Below are 24,532 nucleotides of genomic sequence, written 5' to 3' on the forward strand. Positions count from 1 at the left end.
AACTGTCTCTTCATCTACATCTAAATATGGTAAATTTTGACGAGTTAATACTAAAGAAGTTGGTGTTTGTTCTGATTCAAGAGCTACTTCCCAAGCTACTCTTGTTTCATTTCCATCAGCTGGACGAATGACATTCATATTTGGTATTGATCTTAAGCCCGCTAATTGTTCAATTGGCTCATGAGTAGGTCCATCTTCACCTACAGCGATTGAATCATGTGTGAAGATGAATGTTGAATTTAATCCCATGATAGCTGATAAGCGCAACGCTGGTTTTAAGTAGTCACTAAATACAAAGAATGTTGCACCATAAGGGTGTAATCCACCGTGTGCTGCCATACCATTTACAGCTGCACCCATTGCGAACTCACGTACACCAAACCATATATTTTTACCTTCAGGTGTATTTCTATCATAATCAGTCGCTTCTTTAACGTTAGATTTGTTAGAACCAGCTAAGTCAGCAGAACCACCAAAGAATGACGGAACTGATTTACTTAATGCTTGAATTACTTCACCTGAATCAGCACGTGTTGCTGCATTATGATCGCTATCAAAGCGTGGTAACTCATCTCTATAGTTTTTAGGTAGTTTACCACTAATAGCTAATTTAAATTCATCTGCTAATTCTGGATATTGTTTAGAATAATTTTCTAGTAATGCTTTCCATGCATCTTCATGCTCATTTGCACGTTTTAACATAGTTGTTTGGAAAATTTCATATACTTCTTCTGGCACATTGAAACGTTTTTCAGGGTCTAAACCATATGTTTCAAAAGTTAATTTTCTCTCATCTGAACCTAGTGGTGCACCATGAACACCATTAGTACCACTCACGTTTGGAGCACCATAACCGATAATTGTTTTAACTTCAATCATGGTTGGACCATTTTGAGATTTGGCTTTAGTTATTGCTTTATCGATAGCGTCTAAATCATTACCATCTTTTACTAATATGTGATTCCAACCGTAACTTTCAAATCGTTTCTTAACATCTTCAGAGAAGGCTTTATTTAATTCGCCATCTAATGAAATATCGTTTGAATCATATAAAACAATTAGCTTATCTAATTGGTTATGGCCAGCAAATGAAGCAGCTTCATGAGAAATACCTTCCATTAAATCACCATCAGAAGCTAGCACATAAGTATAATGGTCAACAATATTGAAATCATCTTTATTAAATTTACCTGCTAAATGGTCTTCAGCTAAAGCCATACCTACAGACATAGCAAAGCCTTGTCCAAGTGGGCCAGTAGTAACTTCAACACCATCAGTATGTCTGAATTCTGGATGTCCTGGTGTTTTAGAACCCCATTGTCTAAATTGCTTCAATTCTTCTAATTCAAGACTGCCTGAAACATGTAACAAGCTGTATAATAGCGCAGAGCCATGTCCAGCCGACAATACAAAACGGTCTCTATTAAAATAGTCTTTAGATTGAGGATTAAAATTTAAGTGGCGTGTCCATAAAGTATAGGCCATTGGTGCAGCTCCCATAGGTAATCCAGGGTGACCTGAATTAGCTTCTTCGATTGCATCAATACTTAAAGCTCTAATCGTATCAATCGCTAGTTGATCTTTCTCGTTAAACATCTCTAATACTTCCCTTCTACTTGAATCATCTTTCGTATATTATAACTTAAAAATATTGAAATTGATAATCGTTTAAACTCAACGAACTATAATCTAATATTTATTAATTTTTATTTTGTTCTTGTATCTTTTTTAATTTTTCAGGTGTCACATCATTACCTTCAGGATCTATCACCTTTGTACTCTCAATTTGTTGTTTAAACCCTTTTCTAAATGCTTCGAGGTATTTTTTACGTAATTTCGATTGCTCTTTAGCTTCAGCTTCAGTTAAACCTTGTTCCTTTTTCTTTTTAGCAAGCTCATTAATTCTATCTATATTTAAATTATCATTAGACATAACTATCACTCTTTCTGTATTCCCATTAATATTTTCTCTTTTACTTCATAGAATATAACAAAAAAGAGGTCTAGACAAAAGCTATTGACATTTAAATAGCTTTGACAGACCTCAAATTTATAATCATCTTACAAACGCGAACACTTTGTAGTCATTTTGTTCCCCATTTGTAGTATTTACGTTCTTATTGTCATCTTTAATAATTGCCTTTTTAGAAATAGTATGGTCAGTTATTTCGTACGTTTGTTCCATTTGAGCGTTATGATATAAATTCATGAAAAATACTATAAAAACAACACAAGATATTGATACAACAGCTATATTAGTTAATAATTTATTTTTATATTTATTAAACATTACTTTCACCTCTAGAACATTTGTTTGTATAAATACTTTATCAGAACATTTGTTCTTAGTCAACATAAAAACGAACAAATGTTTGTTCAATATTTAAATCAGTGCTATAATGTAGTTAAATAAAATTAGGGAGTGCCTATATATGAGAGAATTAACTAAACGTCAAAGTGAAATATACGATTACATTAAACATGTAGTACAAACTAAAGGATATCCACCAAGCGTACGAGAAATTGGTGAAGCAGTAGGATTAGCGTCAAGTTCAACTGTTCATGGTCATTTATCTAGACTAGAAGAAAAAGGATATATTAAACGAGACCCTACGAAACCGAGAGCCATTGAAATTGTTAGCGAACAAACTAACGATGCAGTTAATATGGAGGAAACAATTTATGTTCCTGTAATTGGTAAAGTTACTGCCGGAATTCCGATTACTGCAGTTGAAAATATTGAGGAATATTTCCCTTTACCAGAACATTTAACATCAACTCACAATAGTGATATCTTTATTTTAAATGTCGTGGGTGAAAGTATGATTGAGGCAGGTATTTTAGATGGAGATAAAGTTATAGTTAGAAGCCAAACCATTGCTGAAAATGGGGACATCATTGTTGCTATGACTGAAGATGATGAAGCAACAGTTAAACGCTTCTATAAAGAAAAAACACGTTATAGATTACAACCTGAAAATAGTACAATGAGTCCTATTTATCTTGATAACGTTACTGTTATCGGTAAAGTTATTGGTTTATACAGAGAACTGTAGTTTTAATTTCTAAAATTTACGTTAACCTCTCTCTTATATATTTCTATATACAAAGAACTAGCAAAGTCTACAATGTAAACTTTGCTAGTTCTTTTGTTTTTCATTTTCATTTTTATTTAAAATTTCTTTAACCTTATCTAGAATATCTAGTTTATTAACATCTTTAGTTGTCATAATATCAACTTCCTTATCAACTAAAAGATACCCTTAATAAGTCGTATTAAAACACTTAGCCCGTATAATTTTCTGTCCAAAATGGTTGTCGTTTGTCATTAAAATCAACGCCTACGCCTAGAGTACTGAAATTTGTATTCAATATATTCTTTCTATGACCAAGTGAATTCATTAACCCCTCATGAGCAAATATACTATTTTGTTGCCTATACGCTAAATTTTCACCTGCCGCATTGAAATCAATGTCATCATCTTTTAATCGATCAAAAGGAGATTCACCATCTAAATTATTATGATCAAAGTAATTTTGTTTTGCCATGTCTTCACTATGGTTTCTTGCTGTATTGGAGACATTTTTCGAGTAACTAAGTGTATTCAACCCATGCTGTTTACGCTCAGAATTAACTAAATCATAATTTTGATATTCAAAGCTTTGTTCTAATGTTGAAGATGGTGCACCGTAATGTTGAGTCAACCTTTTTTCCATAGCGTCACTAACTTGAAGTAATGCAGTAACTCCATTGTCATTATGTTTATCATAAAAAACAGTTGTATAAATATTATCTTCATGGAAAACATCATACTCATCGCTACTTATATCAACACGGTATCTACCTTTAACAATTTCTTTTAAAGGTTTACCAAGTCTATCCTCAACAACATTTTTAGGGGTGTTATATTTCACCTTAGATTCAGATGTAATGACATTTTGATTACTATATAAAGCATTGACTTTATTTCCTAAATAGCTAACCATTATGAAATTATCGTAATCATTATTGTAATAGGTATACCATTTAGTGCCATATTCATTAGATGTTACTCTTTTAGGTTTCCCCAATTGATTTTCAACTTTGTCTTTAGACATATTCATCTGAATATTATTAATAGCAAAGTCCTGTTTTGTAGGTGTTTTGAGCGAATTGCTTTTTAAACTCGAATCTTGATTCATAACTTGCTGAACTTTACTTCTTACGTCATTCTGAAATTTTACTAGTGCTTGATTTTCCTTTAATGGTATGAATAAAGCTACAACTAATAACACCAAAGAAAATAAAAGGAATTTTTTAATAACATACACCTACCACTCAAGTTTTAATCCTTATCCCCATTAAAAATTGAATTTCGCACTATAACATAATCGACAGTTGTTAATGATTTTAAATCTTTTCCACCTGCATATGAAATCGAGCTTTGTAAGTCTTGTTGCATTTCAACTAAAGTATCTTTTAATGATCCTTTATGTTCAACAAACATTTTTTTACCTTCAACATTCTTGTGTTCACCTTTTTGGAATTCAGATGCACTACCAAAATACTCTTTATAACGTTTGCCGTCTAATTCAACAGTTTCACCTGGTGATTCTTCATGAGCCGCAAATAGAGATCCTATCATTACCATGCTTGCACCAAATCGAATTGATTTAGCAATATCGCCATGTGTTCTTAAGCCACCATCAGCGATTATAGGTTTACGCGCTGCTTTACTACAAATATTTAATGCTGCTAATTGCCAACCACCAGTGCCAAAACCAGTTTTTATTTTTGTGATACAAACTCTACCTGGTCCAATACCAACTTTAGTTGCATCTGCACCTGCGTTTTCAAGTTCTCTAACACCTTCTGGCGTACCAACATTTCCAGCAATTACAAATGTTTTTGGAATATATTTTTTTATGTGTTTAATCATTTTAATAACTGAATCTGAATGACCATGAGCTATATCAATCGTAATATATTCAGGAACTAATTGTTTGTCAGCTAATTCTTCAATAAATTTAAATTCATTTGCTTTAACACCTACAGAAATAGAAGCAAACAATCCGTCTTTTTGCATGTTTTGAATAAATGGAATACGAGCTGCTTCGTCAAATCGATGCATAATATAAAAATAATCATTTTTAGCGAACCAATGCGCTAATTCTTCACTCATAACAGTTTGCATATTCGCTGGCACAACAGGTAACTTAAACGTTTTAGGTCCAAATTGAACAGTTGTATCACATTCCGAACGACTTTCAACTATACATTTATTTGGAATTAATTGAATATCTTCATAATCAAAAATTTTCATACTTTTTAGCCCCTATACAATCATATTTATTAAGTAAAAACGAACTTTTAGTATATTAAATATAAAAATCATTCATTTTCTCACCCTTATATACTTTACAATTTTTTAATTGTCTTGTAAATGGACTAAAGTACTAGATTTGTATTTTACCAACTTGATTTTTTAACGCCCGGGATTTGTCCTTTGTGTGCATGTTCTCTAAAAGCAATTCTAGACATTTCAAATTTTCTTAATACACCTCTTGGACGTCCTGTTACTTTACATCTTCGAGTTAAACGCGTTGGTGAAGAATCACGTGGCAACTTACGTAATGCTTCATAATCTCCTTTAGCTTTTAATTCTTTACGTAATTCATAATATTGATTAACTAATTTTTCTCTTTTTATTTCTTTAGCAATTTTAGATTTTTTTGCCATATATATCACTCCTGTTATTTTAAATCGTAATAATTACGTTTTATATAATAACACATGATTTTAAATTTACAAGACTGATGACTTAATTTCATTTAAATAATTAAAAAACCGAAGTATAAGATTATTATACTTCGGCAAGTTCTTACTTTATCTTTAATGTCGTATTTAAAAGATAAGAGATTATTTAGTTTCACGGTGTAGCGTGTATTTATTTAATCTTGGGCAATATTTTTTCATTTCAATACGCTCAGGATTATTACGTTTATTTTTAGTAGTAATATAATTACGATCGCCACATTCTGTGCAAGCTAATGTTACATTAACGCGCATAATTAACATCCTTTCTCATTTAACTAGGAATACTTACGATTTAAAATTTTACCATATTAAAATGCTCTACGCAATCTAATTTTTTAGTACTATTTAAAATTCTCGTAAGTTTCGTCGTTAGTACCTTCTAAATCAACATCATTAATATCGATTTCTAATGCTTTGGCAACACCTTTACCATATTCTGGATCAGCTTTATAACAATGACGAATGTGTCTATGTTTAACGTCTTCACTCACACCATCCATCGCATTTGCTGTGTTAGTAAAGATTCTTTCTTTGGCATCATCAGATTGTAAACGGAATAATTTACCAGGTTGTTCAAAGTAATTATCATCATCTTGTCTTTGATTGTACTCATAACCGTCTCCATCTACTGGGAATACTGGTTTTTTATATTCAGGTTGTGATTGGTAAACACCTTTATTATTTGGATAATAATGAGGTCCACCACCTTGATTTCCATCAAGGAATCTCATTTGACCATCACGACTGAATGGACACATATTTTCAATGCCAACACCTTTAGGTTGGTTAACAGGAATTTGCCAATGATTGACACCTAATCTATAACGTTGCGCATCACCATATGAGAATAGACGTCCTTGTAACATTTTATCTGGTGAGAAGTCTAGACCAGGAATAATGTTTGTTGGAGCGAAAGCAGCTTGTTCAACATCCATGAAATAATTCTCTGGGTTTCTATTTAGCTCAAATTCACCCACTTCAATTAATGGGTAATCACCTTTATACCAAACTTTAGTTAAATCAAACGGATTATCTGGATGATTTTTAGCTTGCTCCTCAGTCATAACTTGGATATACATTTTCCATTTTGGATAATTGCCATTTTCAATTGCATCGTATAAGTCACGTTGTGATGATTCTCTATCTTGACCTACAATTTCAGCCGCTTCATCATCTGTGTAATTTTCGATGCCCTGTTGAGTTCTGAAATGATATTTAACCCAAACACGTTCACCCTCGTCATTGTACATAGAATACGTATGTGAACCGAAACCATGCATATGACGGAAGTCTTTTGGCATACCTCTATCTGACATTAAAATTGTAACTTGGTGAAGTGCCTCTGGTACGCCAGTCCAGAAATCCCAGTTATTTTGAGGACTTCTCATATTAGTACGTGGGTCTCTTTTAACAGCACGGTTTAAACTAACAAACAACTTAGGATCTCTAAAGAAGAACACGGGTGTGTTGTTACCTACTAAGTCCCAGTTACCTTCTTCCGTATAGAATTTAAGTGCAAATCCACGGATATCTCTCTCTAAGTCAGCTGCCCCACGTTCACCGGCAACTGTTGAGAATCGTGCAAACATTTCTGTTTGTTTACCTACTTCTGAAAAAATTTTAGCATTTGTATATTTCGTAATATCATTTGTTACAGTAAATGTACCAAATGCACCTGAACCTTTAGCGTGCATACGACGTTCAGGAATTACTTCACGATCAAAATGAGACATTTGTTCTAAAAAGTATGCATCTTGCATTAATAATGGGCCTCTCGGACCAGCTGTCATACTATTTTCTCTATCTGAAACAGGGGGCCCAAACAAACCAGTTAATCTTTTATCATCTTTCGCCATAGTTAATTCTCCTTTCACTTATTTATAATTATTATAATTTAGAATCTACTATAATTAAAGCCATAACCCCTATAATTAAAGCATTTTTAAAAAAAACTACAAAGTGTCAGAAAATTTAAAATTTTCAAGCTAAATTGTTTAAAAGTTATTGAATACTGTCCCCAAAAAGATTAAAATGGTTTGTATATTTAAATTTTAGAATTAGGAGACATCATATGGAAGATAACAATATGAAAAGAGGTCTTAACTCAAGACACATATCTATGATTGCTATAGGTGGCGCAATTGGTACAGGGCTCTTTGTAGCAACAGGTAGTGTTGTTGCTCAAGCTGGTCCTGGGGGCGCTATATTAGCCTATTTATTAATTGGCATAATGCTTTACTTTTTAATGTCGTCAATTGGAGAGTTGGCAACATTTTATCCAGTTTCAGGATCATTCAGTTCATACGCAACGCGATTTGTAGACCCTTCTCTAGGTTTTACAATGGGATGGTTATATTACATTATGTGGACACTAGTTTCCAGTGTAGATGTTATGGTTGCTTCAAACGTATTGTATTATTGGGATGTATTTAAATTTTTTAGTCCACTTACTTGGAGTTTAATCTTTATCACTATTGTATTTTTATTAAACATCTTCACGGTTAAAGCTTTTGGAGAAACTGAATTTTGGTTATCACTAATTAAGGTTGTAACTATTATTATATTTATTATTGTTGGTTTCTTGATGATCTTCGGTATATTAGGTGGCCATTCTTATGGCTTTGAAAATTATACTAAAGGTGAGGCACCATTCGTGGGTGGTTTATCTGGTTTCTTAGGTGTTTTACTCGTTGCAGGATTCTCAGTTGGCGGTACTGAAGTTGTAGCAGTGACTGCTGGAGAATCTGATAATCCAGAAAAAACAATGCCTAAAGCTGTTAAACAAGTTTTTTGGAGAATTTTATTATTCTATGTATTATCAATTGGTGTTATTGCAGCTATCATTCCTTATACTGACCCATTATTGTTAAATGAGAATGAATCTGTTACACAAAGTCCTTTCACAATTGTATTTGATAGAATTGGTGTTGCTTTTGCCGCTTCTGTTATTAACGCTGTTATATTGACATCATTATTATCTGCGACAAACTCAGGTGTTTATACTACTAGTAGAATGTTGTTCTCTTTAAGTGATGAAAAACAGGCACCTAAATTCTTAAGTAAGCTAAACGATAAATCTAAATTACCTTTAAGAGCATTAGTTACAACATATATTCTGATTGTAGCGATTATTATAATTGCTAATTTTTATTCAAATGCTGTTTTTAGTTTGTTAAATATTATTGGTTCATTGGTAATCATTGTTTGGGCAGCTAGTTCATGGGCACAAGTAAGATTGCGTAAAGCCATTAAACGTCAAGGTCAAGATATCAATCAACTTTTACCTTATAAATCACCATTGTACCCTCTTGGACCAATTTTAGTATTTGCAACTTTAATTTTCTTATACTTTGGTAATTCAATTGGAGATTTATTCGATGGTAATATAGGTAAATTTTTCGTTAACATTTTACCTATCATTATTTTAGAGCTCATTTTCTTAGCTCATAAATTAATAAGAAAAACGAAGTTCGTTAAATTAAATGATATGGATATCACACCACATCATTATCATAAAAATTATTAAATAATTAAATGCGAGCACTGAAAGTATAGTAAATCCTTTTTAGTGACTCGCATTTTTGGTTTCAACATATTGATATTTTCGAAAAAAACAGTTATCTAGTATAATAGTAGTAAAGATAATGACTTAGAGGTGAAAGCAAGATGGTTGGTCAAACAAACTTATTTGATGATGTCATTAAGAGTGAAGAACGTTTCGTTATAGTTGTACAATCTCTAGAAGAAAAAAATGGTCAATTACTAAAACGTACATTAAGAGAGTATCCTAGTCTTGAACATGACCAAATGGAAAATTTATTTACACATTTAAAAGATGTATTTAGTACTGAACCTTTCAGTGAAAACCAGTCTGCATTTACAATTACAGTGTATACAAATTTAGATTATGCTGCTGATCAAGTATACGCTTATGTAAAGCGTTCAAAAGGAAAGCACGAATGGACACATACTGCTAAATAATAAAAAGGCATGAGGTCGAATGAATCATTCATCATGGTAATTATGATGAAATAAACAACATTCGTATTCTCATGCCTTATTTTGTATTACAAAAGTGTTTTTAAAGCTGCGGGAATACCATTAGAATCGTTATCTAACGTTATTTTGTCTGCAATAGCCTTCAGTTCCTCATTTGCATTTCCCATCGCGATAGCACAACCCACTACTTCAAACATTGATTGATCATTTAAACTATCACCAAAACAAATCACTTCAGATAATGATACATTTAATTTTTCACATAATGCTTTAATCGCATTACCTTTTGAAACATCCTTTGCCATATATTCTAAAAAGAATGGTTTACTTGTTGTTACATCAATTTCTGAATTAAAACTTCCATGCATATCATCACGTACTTTAGCAATATTTGTTGCATAATCAACGCCCATTGCTTTTGGAACGCTATCATTAATATAAGCTTTAATATCATCTACACGTTTCATAGGTAGCCCAGTAAGTTCTGATTCAATATCTCGATATTCATGATCACCATCATGGATAATATGTCCATCTTGATATGTCAAGATTAAAAAGTTATGTTCACGACAAAAATCCACAATAAGGTCAAAATTCTTCTTAGATACACTTTGACTCACTTCTACTTCTTCTGTTGCTACTTTGATCGTTTTACCGCCGTTGTAACTGATGATATAACTATCATGGATATCTAATTGTAGTTCTTTTGCAATTGGTAGCATACCTTCAGTTGGTCTTCCTGAAGCTAACACTACTTTATAGCCTTGATTTTGAATATCTATCAAGTAATTTTTAGTTTCTTTACTTACTTTATTCTCACTATTAATTAAAGTATCGTCCATGTCCATAACGATCATTTTATAATTACTCATATCTGAAGTGTACTCCTTTCGAAATTTACTCGTTTATATTTTACAATAAATTTTATGAAGGATACACAATTTCTTCAACAACGCCAATTTCATTGATTGTTGCTAATTCTGAATGACATGTTGTAACGGCTTGTCTTAACGCTCTAACTAATTGACCACTCTTCTCCTTAGGACTCATTGTTAATATGGTAGGCCCTGCACCACTAATTACTGTCGCATATGCACCATATTGTTGAGCTATAGTTTTAACCTCTTTAAATTCAGATATTAAATGTTGGCGATATGGCTCGTGGAAGCCATCCTGTGACATCATTTTCCCAGCAAGTTCATAATTATGTTGAATTAATGCACACAGCATCGTATTACTTATTGCACTACTTTGAACCGCGCGCTTATGAGAAAATTGATCAGGTAAAACGTTACGAGAATCTTCAGTCTTTAATTCATATGGAGGTATAGTTAGAATTATATCAACGTCAGGCACATCAATATGTGCTACATTCGTTTCTTTTGTATCTGGATTATAGAAGCCTGCTAATAAGCCACCATAAATTGTAGGTGCAACATTATCTGGATGACCTTCTATTTCTGTAGCTAATTGAAGTAATTCATATTTAGAAAGCTGAATATTGCCAAAATAGTTTGCAATGTATAAAGCGCCTACCAATGCAGACGCCGATGAACCTAAACCTCTAGCTAATGGTATATCACTTCGCATTTCAACACTTAAACTAGGTAATTCTACATTATATTTAGATGCGACCTGCTGGGCCACTTTAAAAACATAATTGTCTTTGTTCTTAGGAAGTGAATCTAATTCGGAGTTTAAATATGTAAATTCCCATTTTTCCCCTTCAATTCGTTTCACATAAAGATGTAAATATTTATCTATAGCCATACCTATCGAGTCGAAACCAACGCCTAAATTAGCAGTGGACGCTGGTATCTTTAAGTGCAACTGTTCAGTCATTTTTACAAAGCTCCTTTAATGTAATCAATAATACTTGATTTATCGTTAGGAAGCGGTTGAATAGGGTTATCTAAAATTGAAATAGCAGTATCAGGATCTTTTAATCCATTACCAGTTAAAATAGCTACTATTTTTTTGCCTTTAGGTAATTGTCCTACTCGATGTAATTTAATCAGACCTGCAATTGAGGCGTTACTAGCTGGTTCGCTAAATACACCTTCTTTAGAAGTCATTAATTGATAAGCTTCTAAAATTTCTTCATCAGTAACGCTATCAATCAATCCATTAGATTCGTCTAACGCATTCGTAGCTTTAATCCAACTAGCTGGATTACCAATTCGAATAGCTGTAGCAATTGTTTCAGGATTTTTAATCACTTTATTTTGAACAATTGGTGACGCACCTTCTGCTTGGAAGCCAAATAATCGAGGTAATTGACTCCCCTTTTTCTCATGGTATTCTTTAAAACCTTTCCAATAAGCAGTAATATTACCTGCGTTTCCAACTGGAATTGCGAGTACGTCTGGAGCTTGTTCCAATTGTTCAACAATTTCAAATGCACCCGTTTTTTGTCCTTCAATACGATATGGATTCACTGAATTAACTAACTCAATTTCTTCATCATTTTTAGCAATTTCCTTAACAATCTCTAAAGCCTCATCAAAGTTTCCTTCAATAGAAACAATTTCAGCACCATACATAACAGCTTGCGATAATTTACCGAGTGCAATCTTACCCTCTGGAATAACTACTATTGATTTTAATCCAGCTCGTGCAGCATATGCAGCTGCTGAAGCTGATGTATTACCAGTAGATGCACAGATAACTACTTTTTTTCCCTGTTCTTTTGCTTTAGTAACAGCCATGACCATTCCTCTATCTTTAAAAGAACCTGTAGGATTTGCACCTTCATATTTTACATACAAATCAATATCCAACATCTTAGACAAGTTCTCACAATGAATTAATGGAGTATGTCCTTCATTTAATGTTAACTTTGGTGTGTCGCTGTTAACTGGTAAATATTCTTTAAACTCTTCAACTAAACCTTGCCATCTTTTCATAAACATTAAACCCCTTCAACTGGATAAATTTTCTCGATATTAAAATCAGCTTTACTTAAAACATCCTTTGGTGACTGATCTAAACCTATAATAACTACACCATACGTTTGTTCATCACGTTGTTCAACCTGTAGTGATTTATGGAAAGGTAAAGTTTCTTTCAATAATGATTCAAATTTTTCTTTTGATAAGTCACTATTAAGAACAACATAATAGTTTAACTTCTCTTGAATAGCTACGACATCTTCCGTATCCATAATTTCGCGAGTTGCATCGGTTTTCAATTCAAAATGAGGTGGTAATGTATGCGTATTTGATTCAAAGAATAATGCCACATTTAGTAAATCACTTACAACAGCACTTCCAGTAGCTAAACTACCTGCACCTTTCCCATAGAACATTGTATCGCCCACTGCATCGCCTACGACATAGATTGCATTATATTCATCTTCAACTGTAGCTAGTTGATGGGATTTATGTATTAATGTTGGTTCGACTGATGCATTTACTTTACTATTTTGATAAGTTCCCTTACCAATCAATTGTATTTTATAACCTAATTTGTCCGCGACATTGATATCAGATAAAGTTGTCTGACTTATACCACGAACTTTAACATCATTTAATTTAATGACTTGGTTAAATGATAAATAAGAAGTGATAACAACTTTACGTGCTGCATCAATACCTTCTACGTCATCAGTCGGATCTGCCTCAGCAAAACCTAGCCTTTGCGCTTCATCAAGAGCATCTTCAAACGTTGTTTGTTCACGTGTCATTTTAGATAAGATGAAGTTAGATGTACCATTTAGTATTCCCATAAATTTAGAAATGTTATTAGCATTTAATCCATTATTAATAGCATTTACTATAGGGATACCACCGGCAACACTCGCTTCGAATTTCAACGCAAGTCCCTTTTCCTCAGCTAAATCTTCTAGTAGCTTCAAATGTACGGCTAATAAATCTTTGTTTGCAGTAATTACATGTTTACCGCTTTTCAAAGCATCTCTTAACCAATCAACAGTAGGTTCAATGCCACCCATTACTTCAATGACGATATCGATAGAATCATCATTTAAAATTTCATTAACATCTTCAGTTAAATGATATCGACTAATATTTATAGGTCTTTTCTTAGATTTATCACGCACTAAAATATGCTTTATAACAATATCTTTGTTTAATGTATCTATAATTTGTTGTCGATTCTCTTCAATTATTTTAACTACACCTGATCCCACTGTTCCTAGACCAAGCAAAGCAATATTTAATTTTTTCATATTTTTATCTCCCCCATTTGTATAACTGAGAAATACAATTGTTTTATTGAAATATACTTTATTTTAGTATACTATTAAAACATATTAAATTGATAGGACTTTTTAGCATAAAATGTAAATACTTAGCTTTATATTATCATGTGGTATCAGAAAATTAAATAGAATTTTCTGATTTTTTAGAAAGGTTGATTAGGTATATGAAAGTGGCAAAATTCGGCGGTAGTTCAGTTTCAAATGCAACACAAATCAAAAAAGTCCTAGATATCGTTAATAGCGATTCAGATCGTAAAATTATTATTGTTTCTGCACCAGGCAAAAGACACAAAGATGATGTTAAAACGACCGATCTTCTAGTTCGATTATATGAAAAAGTAATGAATAATCTTAATTATCAAGATAAAAAGAAAGAAATTATTCAACGTTATGCAGATATTTTACATGAACTTGATATGGATGATTCATTATTAAAAGTAATTGATGACACATTAGAAGAGATTATTTCAACTTTAAAAGATAAGCCTTTAAGATTATACGATGCAATTCTTTCTTGTGGTGAAAATTTTAATGCGCAATTAATTGCAACTTATAATGATTCACAAGGTTTTAAAACGACATACCTTTCTCCAAAAGATGCAGGTATTCTAGTTACAGATTTACCGCAACAAGCTCAAATCTTGGAAGAAGCTTATGAGAAGATTAGTAAATTAAAAGATATTGAAGGTAAAATTATTATCCCAGGATTCTTTGGTGTTTCTAAAAATGATTATGTCGTTACGTTCCCAAGAGGTGGTTCTGACATTACAGGTGCAATTATCGCTAAAGGAATTAGAGCGTCTTTATATGAAAACTTCACTGATGTATCAGGTATTTATAAGGCAAACCCTAATATAATTAACAATCCGGATCTTATTGAAGAAATTACATATCGTGAAATGCGAGAACTTTCATATGCTGGGTTTAGCGTCTTCCATGATGAAGCATTGCAGCCACTCTATAAACACAGAATTCCAGTGGTTATTAAAAATACAAATCTTCCTCAAGATAAAGGTACATTTATACGCCATGATAGAGATGTAAGTGATAAAAATGTCATTATAGGTATAAGCTGTGATAAAGGATTTAGTGTTATTAATATTAAAAAATACCTAATGAATAGACAGGTCGGCTTCACACGTAAAATTCTTGAAATATTAGAAGATTACAATATTTCTTTCGACCATATGCCTTCAGGTATTGATAGTATTAGTATCATCCTTCGAACACATCAATTAAAAGGTAAAGAAAAAGATGTACTTAACGCTATACGTAAACGTTGCGATGTTGATGAATTAAGTATTGAACACGACTTAGCGATTTTAATGATTGTTGGTGAGGGAATGAATAAAGCAATCGGTACTGCTAACACTATTACACATGCGTTAGCAGAATCTAAAATCAATTTAAAAATGATCAACCAAGGCTCGTCTGAAATATCAATGATGTTCGGTATTTCAATAGAAGATGCAGACAAGGCTGTTTTATCTACATATGAATATTGTTATCATGGCATTTGTTTGAAAAATCTAAATAAGCAAGCATAGTTAAAAAGCATCTGGTATTTAAATAGTCATGTTTTGTACATTCCACTTAAATATTAGATGCTTCTTTATAATTTGTTATGAGCTAATGCCTCATTGATTCGTTGCTCCCCTACGACAACTTTTAATATAACAAATTGATAATAACTTAATGAGTCTAAAACCATTTTATAATTAGGTAATTGATGGTAATTTTGATTATCCAATAAGTCGTACATTAGCACGATTTCCGGTTTAATATAATCTACTCCCCATGTCAGCGAATGAAAATAAATACTATTCTTAGGAATTCTAATATTACTATCTAATCTAAATATCCACTCTTCATTTACGACATCATAAATAAAGATATTTATTAATAATTTCTCGTTAAAAGTAATATCTATGTGTGCAATTTCGGGTACACTTAATTGATCTCGATTCATTAAATTATTATTTTTATCATAATAATTTAAATGATACGTGAACGGAATTACTTTTAATACTTCAACTAGTTGTTTACGTTCTACGCATATGTCGACTCTAGAAGGTAGAATAAAATTATCACTTAAAAATAGCTGCATTGCGACTTCCCCATGAAATTTGAATGAAGTACGACATTCATTTTTTAATATTTTAACTAGCTCTTCTATATGTTGTTGATGTTCCATATTACTACCTCCAAAGGAAACGCTTTCATACATTAATTATACATATCCTTATTTCTGATTTCAATTTACGAATTATGAAGTATTGCTAAATTTGATGTTAAACAAAATAACAAAATTGCTAAAATTAGGTAATATTTATTATTTTAGCAATTTAACTTAATTTACATTTTGTTGAACTACGCAATTATAATAGATATAATTTATATGTTATTTCATATCGCTCACGTTATAACTTTCAAATTTATTGAGTGATATAAAATTAAAATTCGAACATAGGTGATGAATTATGACATTAACAATTATCTTAATTGTTATCATCGTTATACTTATTTTGGCGTTCATCTTAAATCAACGTTACATGCAAGATAGAGTTGATACAGAAGTGTACGCAAGAAATCAGATGGTAACTAAGAATGCGACGCTTAGCAATGAAAATTTAGAACTTAAAAATCAAATGCTTAGTTCTAATAATGATGTAAGTTCACATGCAAAGCGAAACGCGAAACACGTTTTAACTAGCATTCTTGATAAGTATAAAGACGAAGGCAAGTTAAAGTATTACGATATTATAACTACAAGTAATTTAGCTACAAAACATCCTTTCTTTGAATACGCTAGAACGTTCGATTACATTGTTGTTTCAGATGTTGGCTTAATCAATATTGACGTCAAAAACTGGAAACAAAAAACGTTTTACCATTTTGATGCACCAGTAGACGACGATATGCAAATTGACACAAATGATGTGAATCAGATTGTCGGTCATTATGTAAGTAAACAATATCACAGTCAGTTTGATTCACCACGCAGTGAAATTTATACTTTCGTCGAAAAAATTCAAAATAATCGTGTGATTTATGAGTTTTATGATCATGATCCATATGAACAAGCAGCGATTAATTCAAAAGTTTTAAAAGACGGAATTGAAAATCATTTTAATCATAAAGTACAAAGCATCGGAGTCGTTTACTTTAGCGATGGTAGCGTAAATATCATTGAAGGTTCAGAGGAAAGAGCTCAATATGTAGACACCGTTTCAACTAAATCATCACTTGAAGCGGTAATCAAAAATGCAATTGATTTATCTAAACATCCACTTTCTGAAGACCAAGTTACCAAAATCGTAAACAGCTTTAATAATTAATGCACATAATAAGCGATTGACAGTGAATCTAGATACAGATACACGTGTCAATCGCTTATTTTTTAACTCCATAAATTCACTTTATCTTTTTTAGCTTGTTGTTCATCTTTTTCAAAAAGATGACGATATTTGCCATTCGGTGAGAAGTACTTTTCACGTGCTAATCCATTTTTTACTAATTCTTCGTTGTACATTGTGTTCTCATTTAGCCATACATATGCAAGTGTCCGACCATATCTATCTTCTTTTTCTTTGTCATATTCTAAATATACATCTTTCCCATTTAAGTGTTGTTTACTATAATTAGATGCTTCTTTACCATATGGTTGAACTGGTGTGTTAGGTTTAACTGTTTCTGGTGTATCTATACCTATAAGTCTAACTTTAATTTCTTTTCCTTCACTATTTGTAGCAACAAAGGTATCACCATCTACTACTCGGTCTACATGTACTTTTTCTTTACCCTTAATGTTAGTACTGTTTGATGATTGAGAACCATTATTTTTAAAAGGTCCTGTATGATTCATAAATTGAAAGGTTAAAACGCCTACCACTAAAACAGCTAAAACGATGATACTTAATGATTTTTTCGAGTTCAAAGATGTCACCTACGCTTTTTATTTCAATAATAAATATCATATATAAATTAAAATTAATCGTCAATGACAACTTGCTTTAGTTAGACTATGTTAGTATCCACTGTACTCGCAAAAAGTGAAATTATTAATCTTATCATGCTATAATAAATGCGTTAGGAGTGACATCAATGTCTGAGAAAAATGAAAATTTAATGACAGTTATAGCCGTAATTATAGCCATAATTGTCGGTATAATACTACAAATTGTCTATAAGTTACCTATTATTGTCTCTGTCGTAGTAGCTGTATTATTAGGAGTCTTAGTAGGATTTATTGCTTATATCATTCAATCTATAATTCGCAAGAGAAAGAACAAGTAGCTCAATTAGAAAATCTTTATAGAAATTTTACAAGCAAAGCAAATTGGGAGTGAGAAAGAATTCAAATTGAATTCTTTCTCACTCCCACATTTTTTTATATTTTAGATTAATTTCTAGATATTGTGGTATGTATAAGAAATACCTTAAATGTATAAAATTAATTTTAAAAAATTGATTAATTTATCACAATTTTAATTATCAAAAAGCCTCACCATCAAACAATTAGCGAGATGGTATTAAGGAAATTCTAGACGTAATTATAGATAATCACGGTCTAATTTATAAAGTACAAACACAAAATGGCCATGTATTCGAACATACTTTGGCGAAAGATACACCTCCAGATAAGGTTGCTCAAGTGTTACGGTTATTAGCCACTCATGTTGACAATCTAGAAACTCAAAAAAGAGATAATTAATATGTTTGTAAAGATACTTCTTAATCTTTAAATAATTAGGTTAAAAGTAAGCAAAAGGTCAGAACTTAAAGTATTAACGTTCTTGGAATCCATGCTCCCTAGAGCAAACTGATGTTCTGACCTTTATACATGACTATATGCATAATTAAATTCTATATCCATCCTTTATCATTCGCTTTTCTCCAAGCATCAAAGCGGTTCTCCGCTTCAAGTTTATCAATTATATTAGACGTGTAATTTCTCACCGTACCGTTTGAAAGATAGAGTTTATCAGCGACTTCTTTATTACTTAACCCTTCCCCTATTTCACGTAACACGACCTGTTCTTTATGCGTTAATGGATTAGCCTCTTTAAACAAAGATGTCATTAAAGACGTACTATATTCTTTTTCGCCATTTAAAACTTTATGGATGGTTGCAACTAAATCATCAACCGATCGTTCTTTTAACACATAGGCATCAACATCGTTTGCAACAGCTCTTTCAAAATAACCAGGCCTTTTAAAAGTCGTGACAATAATCACTTTTGTATTAATTTTATTTTCTCTTAATTGCGATAGTATTTCTAAGCCCGTAATTCCTGGTATCTCAATATCTAAAATAGCAATGTCAGGCTGTTGACTATTAATAGATTGTAATGCGTCAATACCATTATCAAAATCATCTATCACTTTTAAATCGTCGTGAAATTCAATTAATTGTATCATTGCTTTACGCAACATATTTTGATCTTCTGCAATTACGATTGAAATCATTGTATACCTTCTCTCGGAATCATAATATCGATAGTCGTACCCTGTTTAGAAGTGATATTAACTGTGCCGCTCAATAACGCTACCCTATCGTTAATACTCTTTAATTTTACTTCGCTAGGTTGTTTTAGACCTATACCGTTGTCACTAATGATTAATTTAATACCATTATCGTAACTTTCAATTTTCCCATTAATTTCAGAGGCTTTCGCGTGCTTAATTACATTGTTAACCGCTTCTCTGAGTATCATTGATAATATCGTCTGTTTAGTTGGGTTGAGGGAACTCGCACCTCTTATATTTTCAAAGTTAAAGTGAATATTTGCATCCTTTAAGATTTGTTCTATAGATTGAATTTCTTCTTCAAAATTTTGAACTTTCAAATTTTCAATAATATGTCTTACTTTCTCTAATGTATATTTCGAAATTTCGTTTATATTTAATATTTCTTTCTTAGCTGCTTGCGGATCTTTGTCGATTAGTTTTGCAGCTAATTCTGATTTGACACTCAAACTTGCAAATACATGTCCTAACGTGTCATGTAAGTCTTGACCTATTCGATTACGTTCTTGTTCCGCAATCAAAATATTAATATATTTATTTTTTTCTTCAATTTGTTGACGATATTGTCTCTCTTTCATTATTTTAAAATTACCAAATAATATTGCCAAAATAATAATATAATAAATAATAATACTCACGACATAAAAGTGATTCGTTTGTATAATCGTTATGATGATACATGTAATCATTGAACTTATTAATAACATAAACTCTATTGATTTTACTCCCTTTTTAAATAAAAATGGAATAGCAAATGCACTAAAGAAGAAAAATAAACTCAATGTTGGATTGTATGCATATACAAAATAAATAATCGCTAAAAAATGAATACCAAATAAGATTAAATTAATACGATGACTTAATGTTTCATGAAAAAGAATTAAACTAGCATAGGCAAATGTAAAAATGATTACAATAAGTAAATTTAATAAAAAGCTATCATCTTGCCATGTTAAATACAAACCATAGTAAGGAAATATTAAGTAAATTAAAGATGAAATCTCTCCCATTTTAGCGCCTAAACTACGCTTCATTTATTCCACCTCTTTTCTCTTATTAATTAATAATGCAATAATTAAGAAAATAATGCTATAAATACCTAATATAACGAACGATTGGATATTAAAACCATTACCTTTACCTAGTTCAAGTGCTAAATGACGTAAATGATACGTTGGTGTTAGTTTAGCAATTGTTTGCATCCAATCAGGAAATGTACTAACAGGGAACCACAATCCACCAATAATGGCTAATACAATATTAAACAGATTAGCTACGCTACTTGCTTTCTGTGTCTCACTAAATTGCGTAATGATTAAACCTAATGTCAAAAACATGCTAGCACCTAACCATAAAGAAACACCAGATAAAATCCATTCACTTGCACTTAGATCTACCCCTTTATAGAAGTGTGCTACGCTGAATAAAAGCAATATTGAAGCTAAAAATAAAGTCATTGTTTTAATAATTTTAGCTAAATAATAATTTAATACTGTGATTGGTGTAGAAATTAATCTTTTATACCAACCACTGTTTCTTTCCTCGATTATTTCTAATGGAAATTGCATCAGACAAAATCCCATTAAACTGAATACCGTCATACTATACATATACTCTTTGTAAAATACTTTTTTCGCATCTGCTGGCATATCAATTAATGATGTAAACAATATATAGAATGCCAAAGGAAATATAAAAGCCATAAATGATGATAATTTGCGTCGAAATAATAATTTGTATTCAATATCAAGTAACGTTATGATATTCGTCATAGTCTATTGCACCACTCTTTCTTCTTTTGAAAACATGAGTTCCAATAAAGATTTTTTATAAATTGTGACTTGATTTAAATCTACATTTATTTTAATTAGATTTGTAATAATTGCTTCAACATTTTTTGTTTGAATTTTTAAATTACCATTCGTAATTTCTATATCATATGTTTCTGAAAGTATTTGATATTGTTCTTCCGTAAAGGTCATTATTTCAATAATTGAATTATTTTGACTAAACAAGATATTATGTGGTGTATCATTAATTTTGATACTTCCTTGTTCTAAATAGACAACTTTATCAGCCATTCTTTCGACTTCTTCAATATAATGAGAGGTGTAAAGTATAGTTATACCATCTTCTTTAAGTTGCTCAATTAGATTCCAAAAGTGTTCTCTTGTTTCAATATCCATTGACGTTGTTGGTTCATCTAATATTAAAAATTGAGGTTTGCCTATTAAAGTTAGAACAAAGTCTAATAATCTCTTTTGACCTCCTGATAATTTATTAGCATATTGTTCCAATTGAAGATTAGAAAATTGAGTTAATTTTTGAAACTCATTAAATGTCATAGGATTGGTATATAATTGTTGATATAAATGATATAGTTCTTTTACTTTAATGAGCTTAGGTAAATTCGTAGTTTGAAATAATATGCCCATATTATGTGAGGATATTAAATTAAGTTTATCTTCGACTGTTCCACTATTTGCATGCTTATGACCTATAAGTATATCTATTAAAGTGGACTTTCCTGCACCATTTTTTCCGATTAATGCAGTACACTTTCCTTCCTCGATATCTAATGAGATATTATTCAAAACTGTCTTTTTACCAAACGATTTCTTTAATTGCTTTATATATATCATAACGACCTCACATCCTTTTAATTTATATATCTACTTTATCTTTTAATCGAATTTAAAATTAGTTTAAATTGTCACGATTTTAATATGACATTTGTCATATTAACTACGACGAGGTAGCAAAAAAGAGATTAAGCAACTTTAAATTGCTTAATCTCATAATTTTTAACTATTATTTTTCTCCATTTTTCTTTTTGAAACAGTTCTGCCAAAAAATAAATAAAGAATAAACCCGATTAATGGTAAAACAAACAATACAAAGAGCCACGCCCATGTAGAAGACGCACTTCTTCTATTTCTTTCTAAAAAGATGATAATAAAAGCTAGTACTAGATTTATCACAAAGCCTAGTGCTAATAAAATCGTAAAAACAGTTCCCAAATCTGGGCCGAACATGAATTTCATAAAATAATACTCCTATTTAATTTTATAATTTAAATTATTTACTTAGCATTTAAGATCAAGATGGCATTTAGCACTTCTTCATTATTTGGAAATTTACGTTCTTCTATTTTGTCTATTGAAATATTTAGAACTTCAAATTGACTTCCTTCATCACTTTCAAGATACATATTAATTTCTTTTTCTAACTCATCCAGTGTTTTTTCTTGAATCTTTTTAAATTTGATTTTACTCATTCTACAACACTCCAATTCAACTTATTTGTTTAAATCATAGTCTTTTTACATTTAAATCGCAAATTAATTCATACTATAACTTACATTTTATTAAAACGCTTACAATTATATATTCAAAATATTAAATTCACATAAGAGATAAATTATTGTATAATAAAGTCATTCTATTAAATTTTCAGAATAATTAAATTATTTAGATTGTGGGGTATTATATGATTTCTTTTGAAAATGACTACCTTGAAGGTGCACATGAAAAAGTATTACAACGAATATTTGATACCAATTTAATCCAGGCCTCTGGCTATGGTGATGATCAATTTTCAAAGCAAGCAGCTGAAGAAATTAAATCAGCCATCAAGTGTCCAGAAGCGACTGTACGATTCTTACTTGGTGGTACGCAAACCAATCAAGTTGTTATTAATTCGATACTAGAGCCATATGAAGGTGTGATTTCAGCTGACACTGGTCACGTAGCTGTACATGAGGGCGGTGCTATTGAATTTAGTGGTCATAAAGTTTTAACTGTCCCATCTCACGAAGGTAAAATTAGACCAAAAGAAGTTAATGCATATCTAGATACGTTTTACAATGATTTTAAACGTGAACATATGGTCTTTCCAGGAATGGTTTATATTTCACACCCTACAGAATACGGTACTTTATATAGTAAAAAAGAATTGAAGAATCTTGCTGACGTGTGTAAAGAACATAATGTACCCTTATTTATGGATGGTGCGCGTTTAGGCTATGGTTTAATGAGTGATCAAAGTGATTTAACATTTGAAGATATTGCTAAATATTGCGACATCTTTTATATAGGTGGTACTAAAATAGGTGCGCTATGTGGTGAAGCCATCGTTTTCACTAAAAATAATGAGCCAAAACACTTTACCACTCGAATCAAACAACATGGTGCATTACTTGCTAAAGGTCGTTTAGTAGGTGTACAATTTCTGGAATTATTCACTAATAATTTATATTTAGATATTAGCCGTCATGCCATAAATATGGCTAATAAAATGAAAAAAGGATTTCTTGAAAAAGGCTATCAACTTTACTTTGATTCACCTACTAATCAACAATTTTTTGTACTTAGTGAAGAAAAGATTAAAGAGTTGAAACAAAAAGTAAAGTTCGCGATTTGGGAGAAATATGATGATAATCATCGTGTTGTTAGATTTGCGACAAGTTGGGCTACTACCGAAGAAAATGTGGATAAGTTATTAGGGTTAATTTAACATCTGAAAAACAGGACTTCCTAAAAGGAAATCCTGTTTTTAATGAAATTTATAATAAATACTAGCTATAATTACAATTAATACAAAGAGGCTTATGATTATTTCTTTTTTAGATGGTTCTCATTTTTCTATAGTGACTTTAATATTAAATTCCACTTTTTATTCTCCTCTTAAAAGTTTAAGTAATCATGTTAATCACATTCGCTACCTCGTTAATATTGAATTTTAAGTTGTATCATTTAATATTACACTTTATTTTTTTATATTGGTCACCTAAAGTTCTGAGTGCTGACCTTTATCATACACCTATTCTATTATTTACTTTTTGATAAGCTTCAATCACTTGTGGATAAAGATAAATTACTCTAGATCCAATCCGGCGAGTTACTTCGACAATTTCAGGTTCACAGACTATTTTATTTTGAAGTGTTGATTTACGGCTCTACGTCAAATCGGACTGATGAGTCCAA

26 protein-coding genes and 1 pseudogene are annotated in these 24,532 nt (G+C 31.3%); 7 read left to right on the forward strand and 20 right to left on the reverse strand.

All coding sequences use genetic code 11. The features are described from left to right. The 3 genes from tkt to sosA all read right to left on the reverse strand — a co-directional run. The coding region (gene tkt, locus HMPREF2715_RS08180; RefSeq protein WP_070839825.1) for a transketolase at positions 1–1,596 on the reverse strand (1,596 nt) is incomplete at its 3' end. Between the two features lie 103 nt (positions 1,597–1,699). After that, positions 1,700–1,933: a DUF896 domain-containing protein gene (locus HMPREF2715_RS08185; protein WP_016931078.1), complete on the reverse strand. Its 234-nt coding sequence runs from the start codon at positions 1,931–1,933 to the stop codon at positions 1,700–1,702. Positions 1,934–2,056: 123 nt separating this feature from the next. After that, the gene (gene sosA / locus HMPREF2715_RS08190) at positions 2,057–2,290 is read right to left on the reverse strand and encodes a DNA damage-induced cell division inhibitor SosA (RefSeq protein ID WP_033080041.1); all 234 of its coding nucleotides are present in this window, start codon (positions 2,288–2,290) and stop codon (positions 2,057–2,059) included. A gap of 142 nt (positions 2,291–2,432) precedes the next feature. Between sosA and lexA the strand changes: the two genes are divergently transcribed. Further along, the gene (lexA, locus tag HMPREF2715_RS08195) at positions 2,433–3,056 is read left to right on the forward strand and encodes a transcriptional repressor LexA (protein ID WP_011275859.1); all 624 of its coding nucleotides are present in this window, start codon (positions 2,433–2,435) and stop codon (positions 3,054–3,056) included. Between the two features lie 229 nt (positions 3,057–3,285). Here lexA and HMPREF2715_RS08200 read toward each other — a convergent pair whose 3' ends face one another. The 5 genes from HMPREF2715_RS08200 to HMPREF2715_RS08220 all read right to left on the reverse strand — a co-directional run bounded on the left by HMPREF2715_RS08200 (position 3,286) and on the right by HMPREF2715_RS08220 (position 7,653). Next, a complete protein-coding gene (locus tag HMPREF2715_RS08200) occupies positions 3,286–4,311 on the reverse strand; it encodes a CAP domain-containing protein (protein ID WP_070580635.1) in 1,026 nt (341 codons plus the stop codon). A gap of 14 nt (positions 4,312–4,325) precedes the next feature. Then, positions 4,326–5,303: a GMP reductase gene (guaC, locus tag HMPREF2715_RS08205; protein ID WP_070440139.1), complete on the reverse strand. Its 978-nt coding sequence runs from the start codon at positions 5,301–5,303 to the stop codon at positions 4,326–4,328. A 146-nt stretch (positions 5,304–5,449) separates the two neighbouring features. Beyond that, positions 5,450–5,719: a 30S ribosomal protein S14 gene (rpsN, locus tag HMPREF2715_RS08210; RefSeq protein WP_070440137.1), complete on the reverse strand. Its 270-nt coding sequence runs from the start codon at positions 5,717–5,719 to the stop codon at positions 5,450–5,452. A gap of 180 nt (positions 5,720–5,899) precedes the next feature. Continuing rightward, the gene (gene rpmG / locus HMPREF2715_RS08215; protein WP_001265708.1) at positions 5,900–6,049 is read right to left on the reverse strand and encodes a 50S ribosomal protein L33; all 150 of its coding nucleotides are present in this window, start codon (positions 6,047–6,049) and stop codon (positions 5,900–5,902) included. 89 nt (positions 6,050–6,138) lie between these two features. Further along, positions 6,139–7,653 carry a catalase gene (locus HMPREF2715_RS08220; protein WP_070839828.1) on the reverse strand — a complete coding sequence of 505 codons (1,515 nt, stop codon included), beginning with the start codon at positions 7,651–7,653 and terminating at the stop codon, positions 6,139–6,141. Positions 7,654–7,868: 215 nt separating this feature from the next. On the opposite strand from HMPREF2715_RS08220, the gene HMPREF2715_RS08225 reads away from it, so the two are divergent. Beyond that, complete coding sequence (locus HMPREF2715_RS08225; protein WP_070839831.1) at positions 7,869–9,323, forward strand: amino acid permease; 1,455 nt, start codon at positions 7,869–7,871, stop codon at positions 9,321–9,323. A 140-nt stretch (positions 9,324–9,463) separates the two neighbouring features. Then, entirely contained in the window at positions 9,464–9,778 is a 315-nt protein-coding gene (locus tag HMPREF2715_RS08230) for a hypothetical protein (RefSeq protein ID WP_011275865.1), read from the forward strand. 86 nt (positions 9,779–9,864) lie between these two features. On the opposite strand, the gene HMPREF2715_RS08235 is transcribed toward HMPREF2715_RS08230, so the two are convergent. Genes HMPREF2715_RS08235 through HMPREF2715_RS08250 form a run of 4 tightly spaced genes read right to left on the reverse strand, consistent with a single transcriptional unit; the run spans position 9,865 to position 13,985 of the window. Then, the gene (locus tag HMPREF2715_RS08235; protein WP_070440132.1) at positions 9,865–10,668 is read right to left on the reverse strand and encodes a Cof-type HAD-IIB family hydrolase; all 804 of its coding nucleotides are present in this window, start codon (positions 10,666–10,668) and stop codon (positions 9,865–9,867) included. A 52-nt stretch (positions 10,669–10,720) separates the two neighbouring features. Next, positions 10,721–11,638 (reverse strand): homoserine kinase, encoded by a 918-nt coding sequence (thrB, locus tag HMPREF2715_RS08240; protein WP_037558049.1) that lies wholly within the window; start codon positions 11,636–11,638, stop codon positions 10,721–10,723. Between the two features lie 2 nt (positions 11,639–11,640). Beyond that, a complete protein-coding gene (gene thrC / locus HMPREF2715_RS08245) occupies positions 11,641–12,702 on the reverse strand; it encodes a threonine synthase (RefSeq protein ID WP_037558048.1) in 1,062 nt (353 codons plus the stop codon). 5 nt (positions 12,703–12,707) lie between these two features. Next, positions 12,708–13,985 (reverse strand): homoserine dehydrogenase, encoded by a 1,278-nt coding sequence (locus HMPREF2715_RS08250; protein ID WP_070839834.1) that lies wholly within the window; start codon positions 13,983–13,985, stop codon positions 12,708–12,710. 197 nt (positions 13,986–14,182) lie between these two features. Between HMPREF2715_RS08250 and HMPREF2715_RS08255 the strand changes: the two genes are divergently transcribed. After that, positions 14,183–15,565: an aspartate kinase gene (locus tag HMPREF2715_RS08255; protein ID WP_070580640.1), complete on the forward strand. Its 1,383-nt coding sequence runs from the start codon at positions 14,183–14,185 to the stop codon at positions 15,563–15,565. 65 nt (positions 15,566–15,630) lie between these two features. Here HMPREF2715_RS08255 and HMPREF2715_RS08260 read toward each other — a convergent pair whose 3' ends face one another. Further along, positions 15,631–16,212: a hypothetical protein gene (locus HMPREF2715_RS08260; RefSeq protein WP_070580642.1), complete on the reverse strand. Its 582-nt coding sequence runs from the start codon at positions 16,210–16,212 to the stop codon at positions 15,631–15,633. A gap of 286 nt (positions 16,213–16,498) precedes the next feature. Here HMPREF2715_RS08260 and HMPREF2715_RS08265 point away from each other — a divergent pair, with 286 nt between their 5' ends. Next, positions 16,499–17,356 (forward strand): hypothetical protein, encoded by an 858-nt coding sequence (locus tag HMPREF2715_RS08265; protein WP_070580644.1) that lies wholly within the window; start codon positions 16,499–16,501, stop codon positions 17,354–17,356. Positions 17,357–17,418: 62 nt separating this feature from the next. Here HMPREF2715_RS08265 and HMPREF2715_RS08270 read toward each other — a convergent pair whose 3' ends face one another. Then, positions 17,419–17,955, reverse strand: a complete 537-nt coding sequence (locus HMPREF2715_RS08270; protein ID WP_070440125.1) for a thermonuclease NucI — start codon at positions 17,953–17,955, stop codon at positions 17,419–17,421. Positions 17,956–18,122: 167 nt separating this feature from the next. On the opposite strand from HMPREF2715_RS08270, the gene HMPREF2715_RS08275 reads away from it, so the two are divergent. Further along, entirely contained in the window at positions 18,123–18,314 is a 192-nt protein-coding gene (locus tag HMPREF2715_RS08275) for a hypothetical protein (RefSeq protein ID WP_070440124.1), read from the forward strand. A 570-nt stretch (positions 18,315–18,884) separates the two neighbouring features. Here the strand turns inward: HMPREF2715_RS08275 and HMPREF2715_RS08280 are convergent. From HMPREF2715_RS08280 to HMPREF2715_RS08305, 6 genes and pseudogenes are all read right to left on the reverse strand, one after another. Then, entirely contained in the window at positions 18,885–19,487 is a 603-nt protein-coding gene (locus tag HMPREF2715_RS08280) for a response regulator transcription factor (RefSeq protein WP_070580646.1), read from the reverse strand. Then, positions 19,484–20,581 (reverse strand): sensor histidine kinase, encoded by a 1,098-nt coding sequence (locus HMPREF2715_RS08285; protein WP_070440121.1) that lies wholly within the window; start codon positions 20,579–20,581, stop codon positions 19,484–19,486. The genes HMPREF2715_RS08280 and HMPREF2715_RS08285 overlap by 4 nt, the downstream gene beginning before the upstream one ends. Next, positions 20,582–21,319, reverse strand: coding sequence for an ABC transporter permease (locus HMPREF2715_RS08290; protein ID WP_070580650.1), 738 nt, complete (start codon positions 21,317–21,319; stop codon positions 20,582–20,584). Positions 21,320–21,322: 3 nt separating this feature from the next. After that, positions 21,323–22,189 (reverse strand): ABC transporter ATP-binding protein, encoded by an 867-nt coding sequence (locus tag HMPREF2715_RS08295; RefSeq protein WP_070839837.1) that lies wholly within the window; start codon positions 22,187–22,189, stop codon positions 21,323–21,325. Positions 22,190–22,357: 168 nt separating this feature from the next. Continuing rightward, positions 22,358–22,591: pseudogene (locus HMPREF2715_RS08300) on the reverse strand (PLDc N-terminal domain-containing protein); the annotation flags it as partial. A 38-nt stretch (positions 22,592–22,629) separates the two neighbouring features. Further along, a complete protein-coding gene (locus HMPREF2715_RS08305; protein WP_011275881.1) occupies positions 22,630–22,824 on the reverse strand; it encodes a hypothetical protein in 195 nt (64 codons plus the stop codon). Positions 22,825–23,036: 212 nt separating this feature from the next. On the opposite strand from HMPREF2715_RS08305, the gene HMPREF2715_RS08310 reads away from it, so the two are divergent. After that, positions 23,037–24,062, forward strand: a complete 1,026-nt coding sequence (locus HMPREF2715_RS08310; RefSeq protein ID WP_070580655.1) for a threonine aldolase family protein — start codon at positions 23,037–23,039, stop codon at positions 24,060–24,062. The last annotated feature ends 470 nt before the right edge of the window (positions 24,063–24,532 follow it).

Origin of the sequence: Staphylococcus sp. HMSC062A01 (assembly GCF_001836805.1) — a bacterium.
Taxonomy (GTDB): Bacteria; Bacillota; Bacilli; order Staphylococcales; family Staphylococcaceae; genus Staphylococcus; species Staphylococcus haemolyticus.

Bases quoted from the DNA above. Each gene is read 5' to 3' on its own strand.
- HMPREF2715_RS08185 (WP_016931078.1), bottom strand. From the start codon at position 1,933: ATGTCTAATGATAATTTAAATATAGATAGAATTAATGAGCTTGCTAAA.
- sosA (WP_033080041.1), bottom strand. From the start codon at position 2,290: ATGTTTAATAAATATAAAAATAAATTATTAACTAATATAGCTGTTGTA.
- lexA (WP_011275859.1), top strand. From the start codon at position 2,433: ATGAGAGAATTAACTAAACGTCAAAGTGAAATATACGATTACATTAAA.
- guaC (WP_070440139.1), bottom strand. From the start codon at position 5,303: ATGAAAATTTTTGATTATGAAGATATTCAATTAATTCCAAATAAATGT.
- rpsN (WP_070440137.1), bottom strand. From the start codon at position 5,719: ATGGCAAAAAAATCTAAAATTGCTAAAGAAATAAAAAGAGAAAAATTA.
- rpmG (WP_001265708.1), bottom strand. From the start codon at position 6,049: ATGCGCGTTAATGTAACATTAGCTTGCACAGAATGTGGCGATCGTAAT.
- HMPREF2715_RS08220 (WP_070839828.1), bottom strand. From the start codon at position 7,653: ATGGCGAAAGATGATAAAAGATTAACTGGTTTGTTTGGGCCCCCTGTT.
- HMPREF2715_RS08225 (WP_070839831.1), top strand. From the start codon at position 7,869: ATGGAAGATAACAATATGAAAAGAGGTCTTAACTCAAGACACATATCT.
- HMPREF2715_RS08230 (WP_011275865.1), top strand. From the start codon at position 9,464: ATGGTTGGTCAAACAAACTTATTTGATGATGTCATTAAGAGTGAAGAA.
- HMPREF2715_RS08235 (WP_070440132.1), bottom strand. From the start codon at position 10,668: ATGAGTAATTATAAAATGATCGTTATGGACATGGACGATACTTTAATT.
- thrB (WP_037558049.1), bottom strand. From the start codon at position 11,638: ATGACTGAACAGTTGCACTTAAAGATACCAGCGTCCACTGCTAATTTA.
- thrC (WP_037558048.1), bottom strand. From the start codon at position 12,702: ATGAAAAGATGGCAAGGTTTAGTTGAAGAGTTTAAAGAATATTTACCA.
- HMPREF2715_RS08250 (WP_070839834.1), bottom strand. From the start codon at position 13,985: ATGAAAAAATTAAATATTGCTTTGCTTGGTCTAGGAACAGTGGGATCA.
- HMPREF2715_RS08255 (WP_070580640.1), top strand. From the start codon at position 14,183: ATGAAAGTGGCAAAATTCGGCGGTAGTTCAGTTTCAAATGCAACACAA.
- HMPREF2715_RS08260 (WP_070580642.1), bottom strand. From the start codon at position 16,212: ATGGAACATCAACAACATATAGAAGAGCTAGTTAAAATATTAAAAAAT.
- HMPREF2715_RS08265 (WP_070580644.1), top strand. From the start codon at position 16,499: ATGACATTAACAATTATCTTAATTGTTATCATCGTTATACTTATTTTG.
- HMPREF2715_RS08275 (WP_070440124.1), top strand. From the start codon at position 18,123: ATGTCTGAGAAAAATGAAAATTTAATGACAGTTATAGCCGTAATTATA.
- HMPREF2715_RS08280 (WP_070580646.1), bottom strand. From the start codon at position 19,487: ATGATTTCAATCGTAATTGCAGAAGATCAAAATATGTTGCGTAAAGCA.
- HMPREF2715_RS08285 (WP_070440121.1), bottom strand. From the start codon at position 20,581: ATGAAGCGTAGTTTAGGCGCTAAAATGGGAGAGATTTCATCTTTAATT.
- HMPREF2715_RS08290 (WP_070580650.1), bottom strand. From the start codon at position 21,319: ATGACGAATATCATAACGTTACTTGATATTGAATACAAATTATTATTT.
- HMPREF2715_RS08295 (WP_070839837.1), bottom strand. From the start codon at position 22,189: ATGATATATATAAAGCAATTAAAGAAATCGTTTGGTAAAAAGACAGTT.
- HMPREF2715_RS08305 (WP_011275881.1), bottom strand. From the start codon at position 22,824: ATGAGTAAAATCAAATTTAAAAAGATTCAAGAAAAAACACTGGATGAG.
- HMPREF2715_RS08310 (WP_070580655.1), top strand. From the start codon at position 23,037: ATGATTTCTTTTGAAAATGACTACCTTGAAGGTGCACATGAAAAAGTA.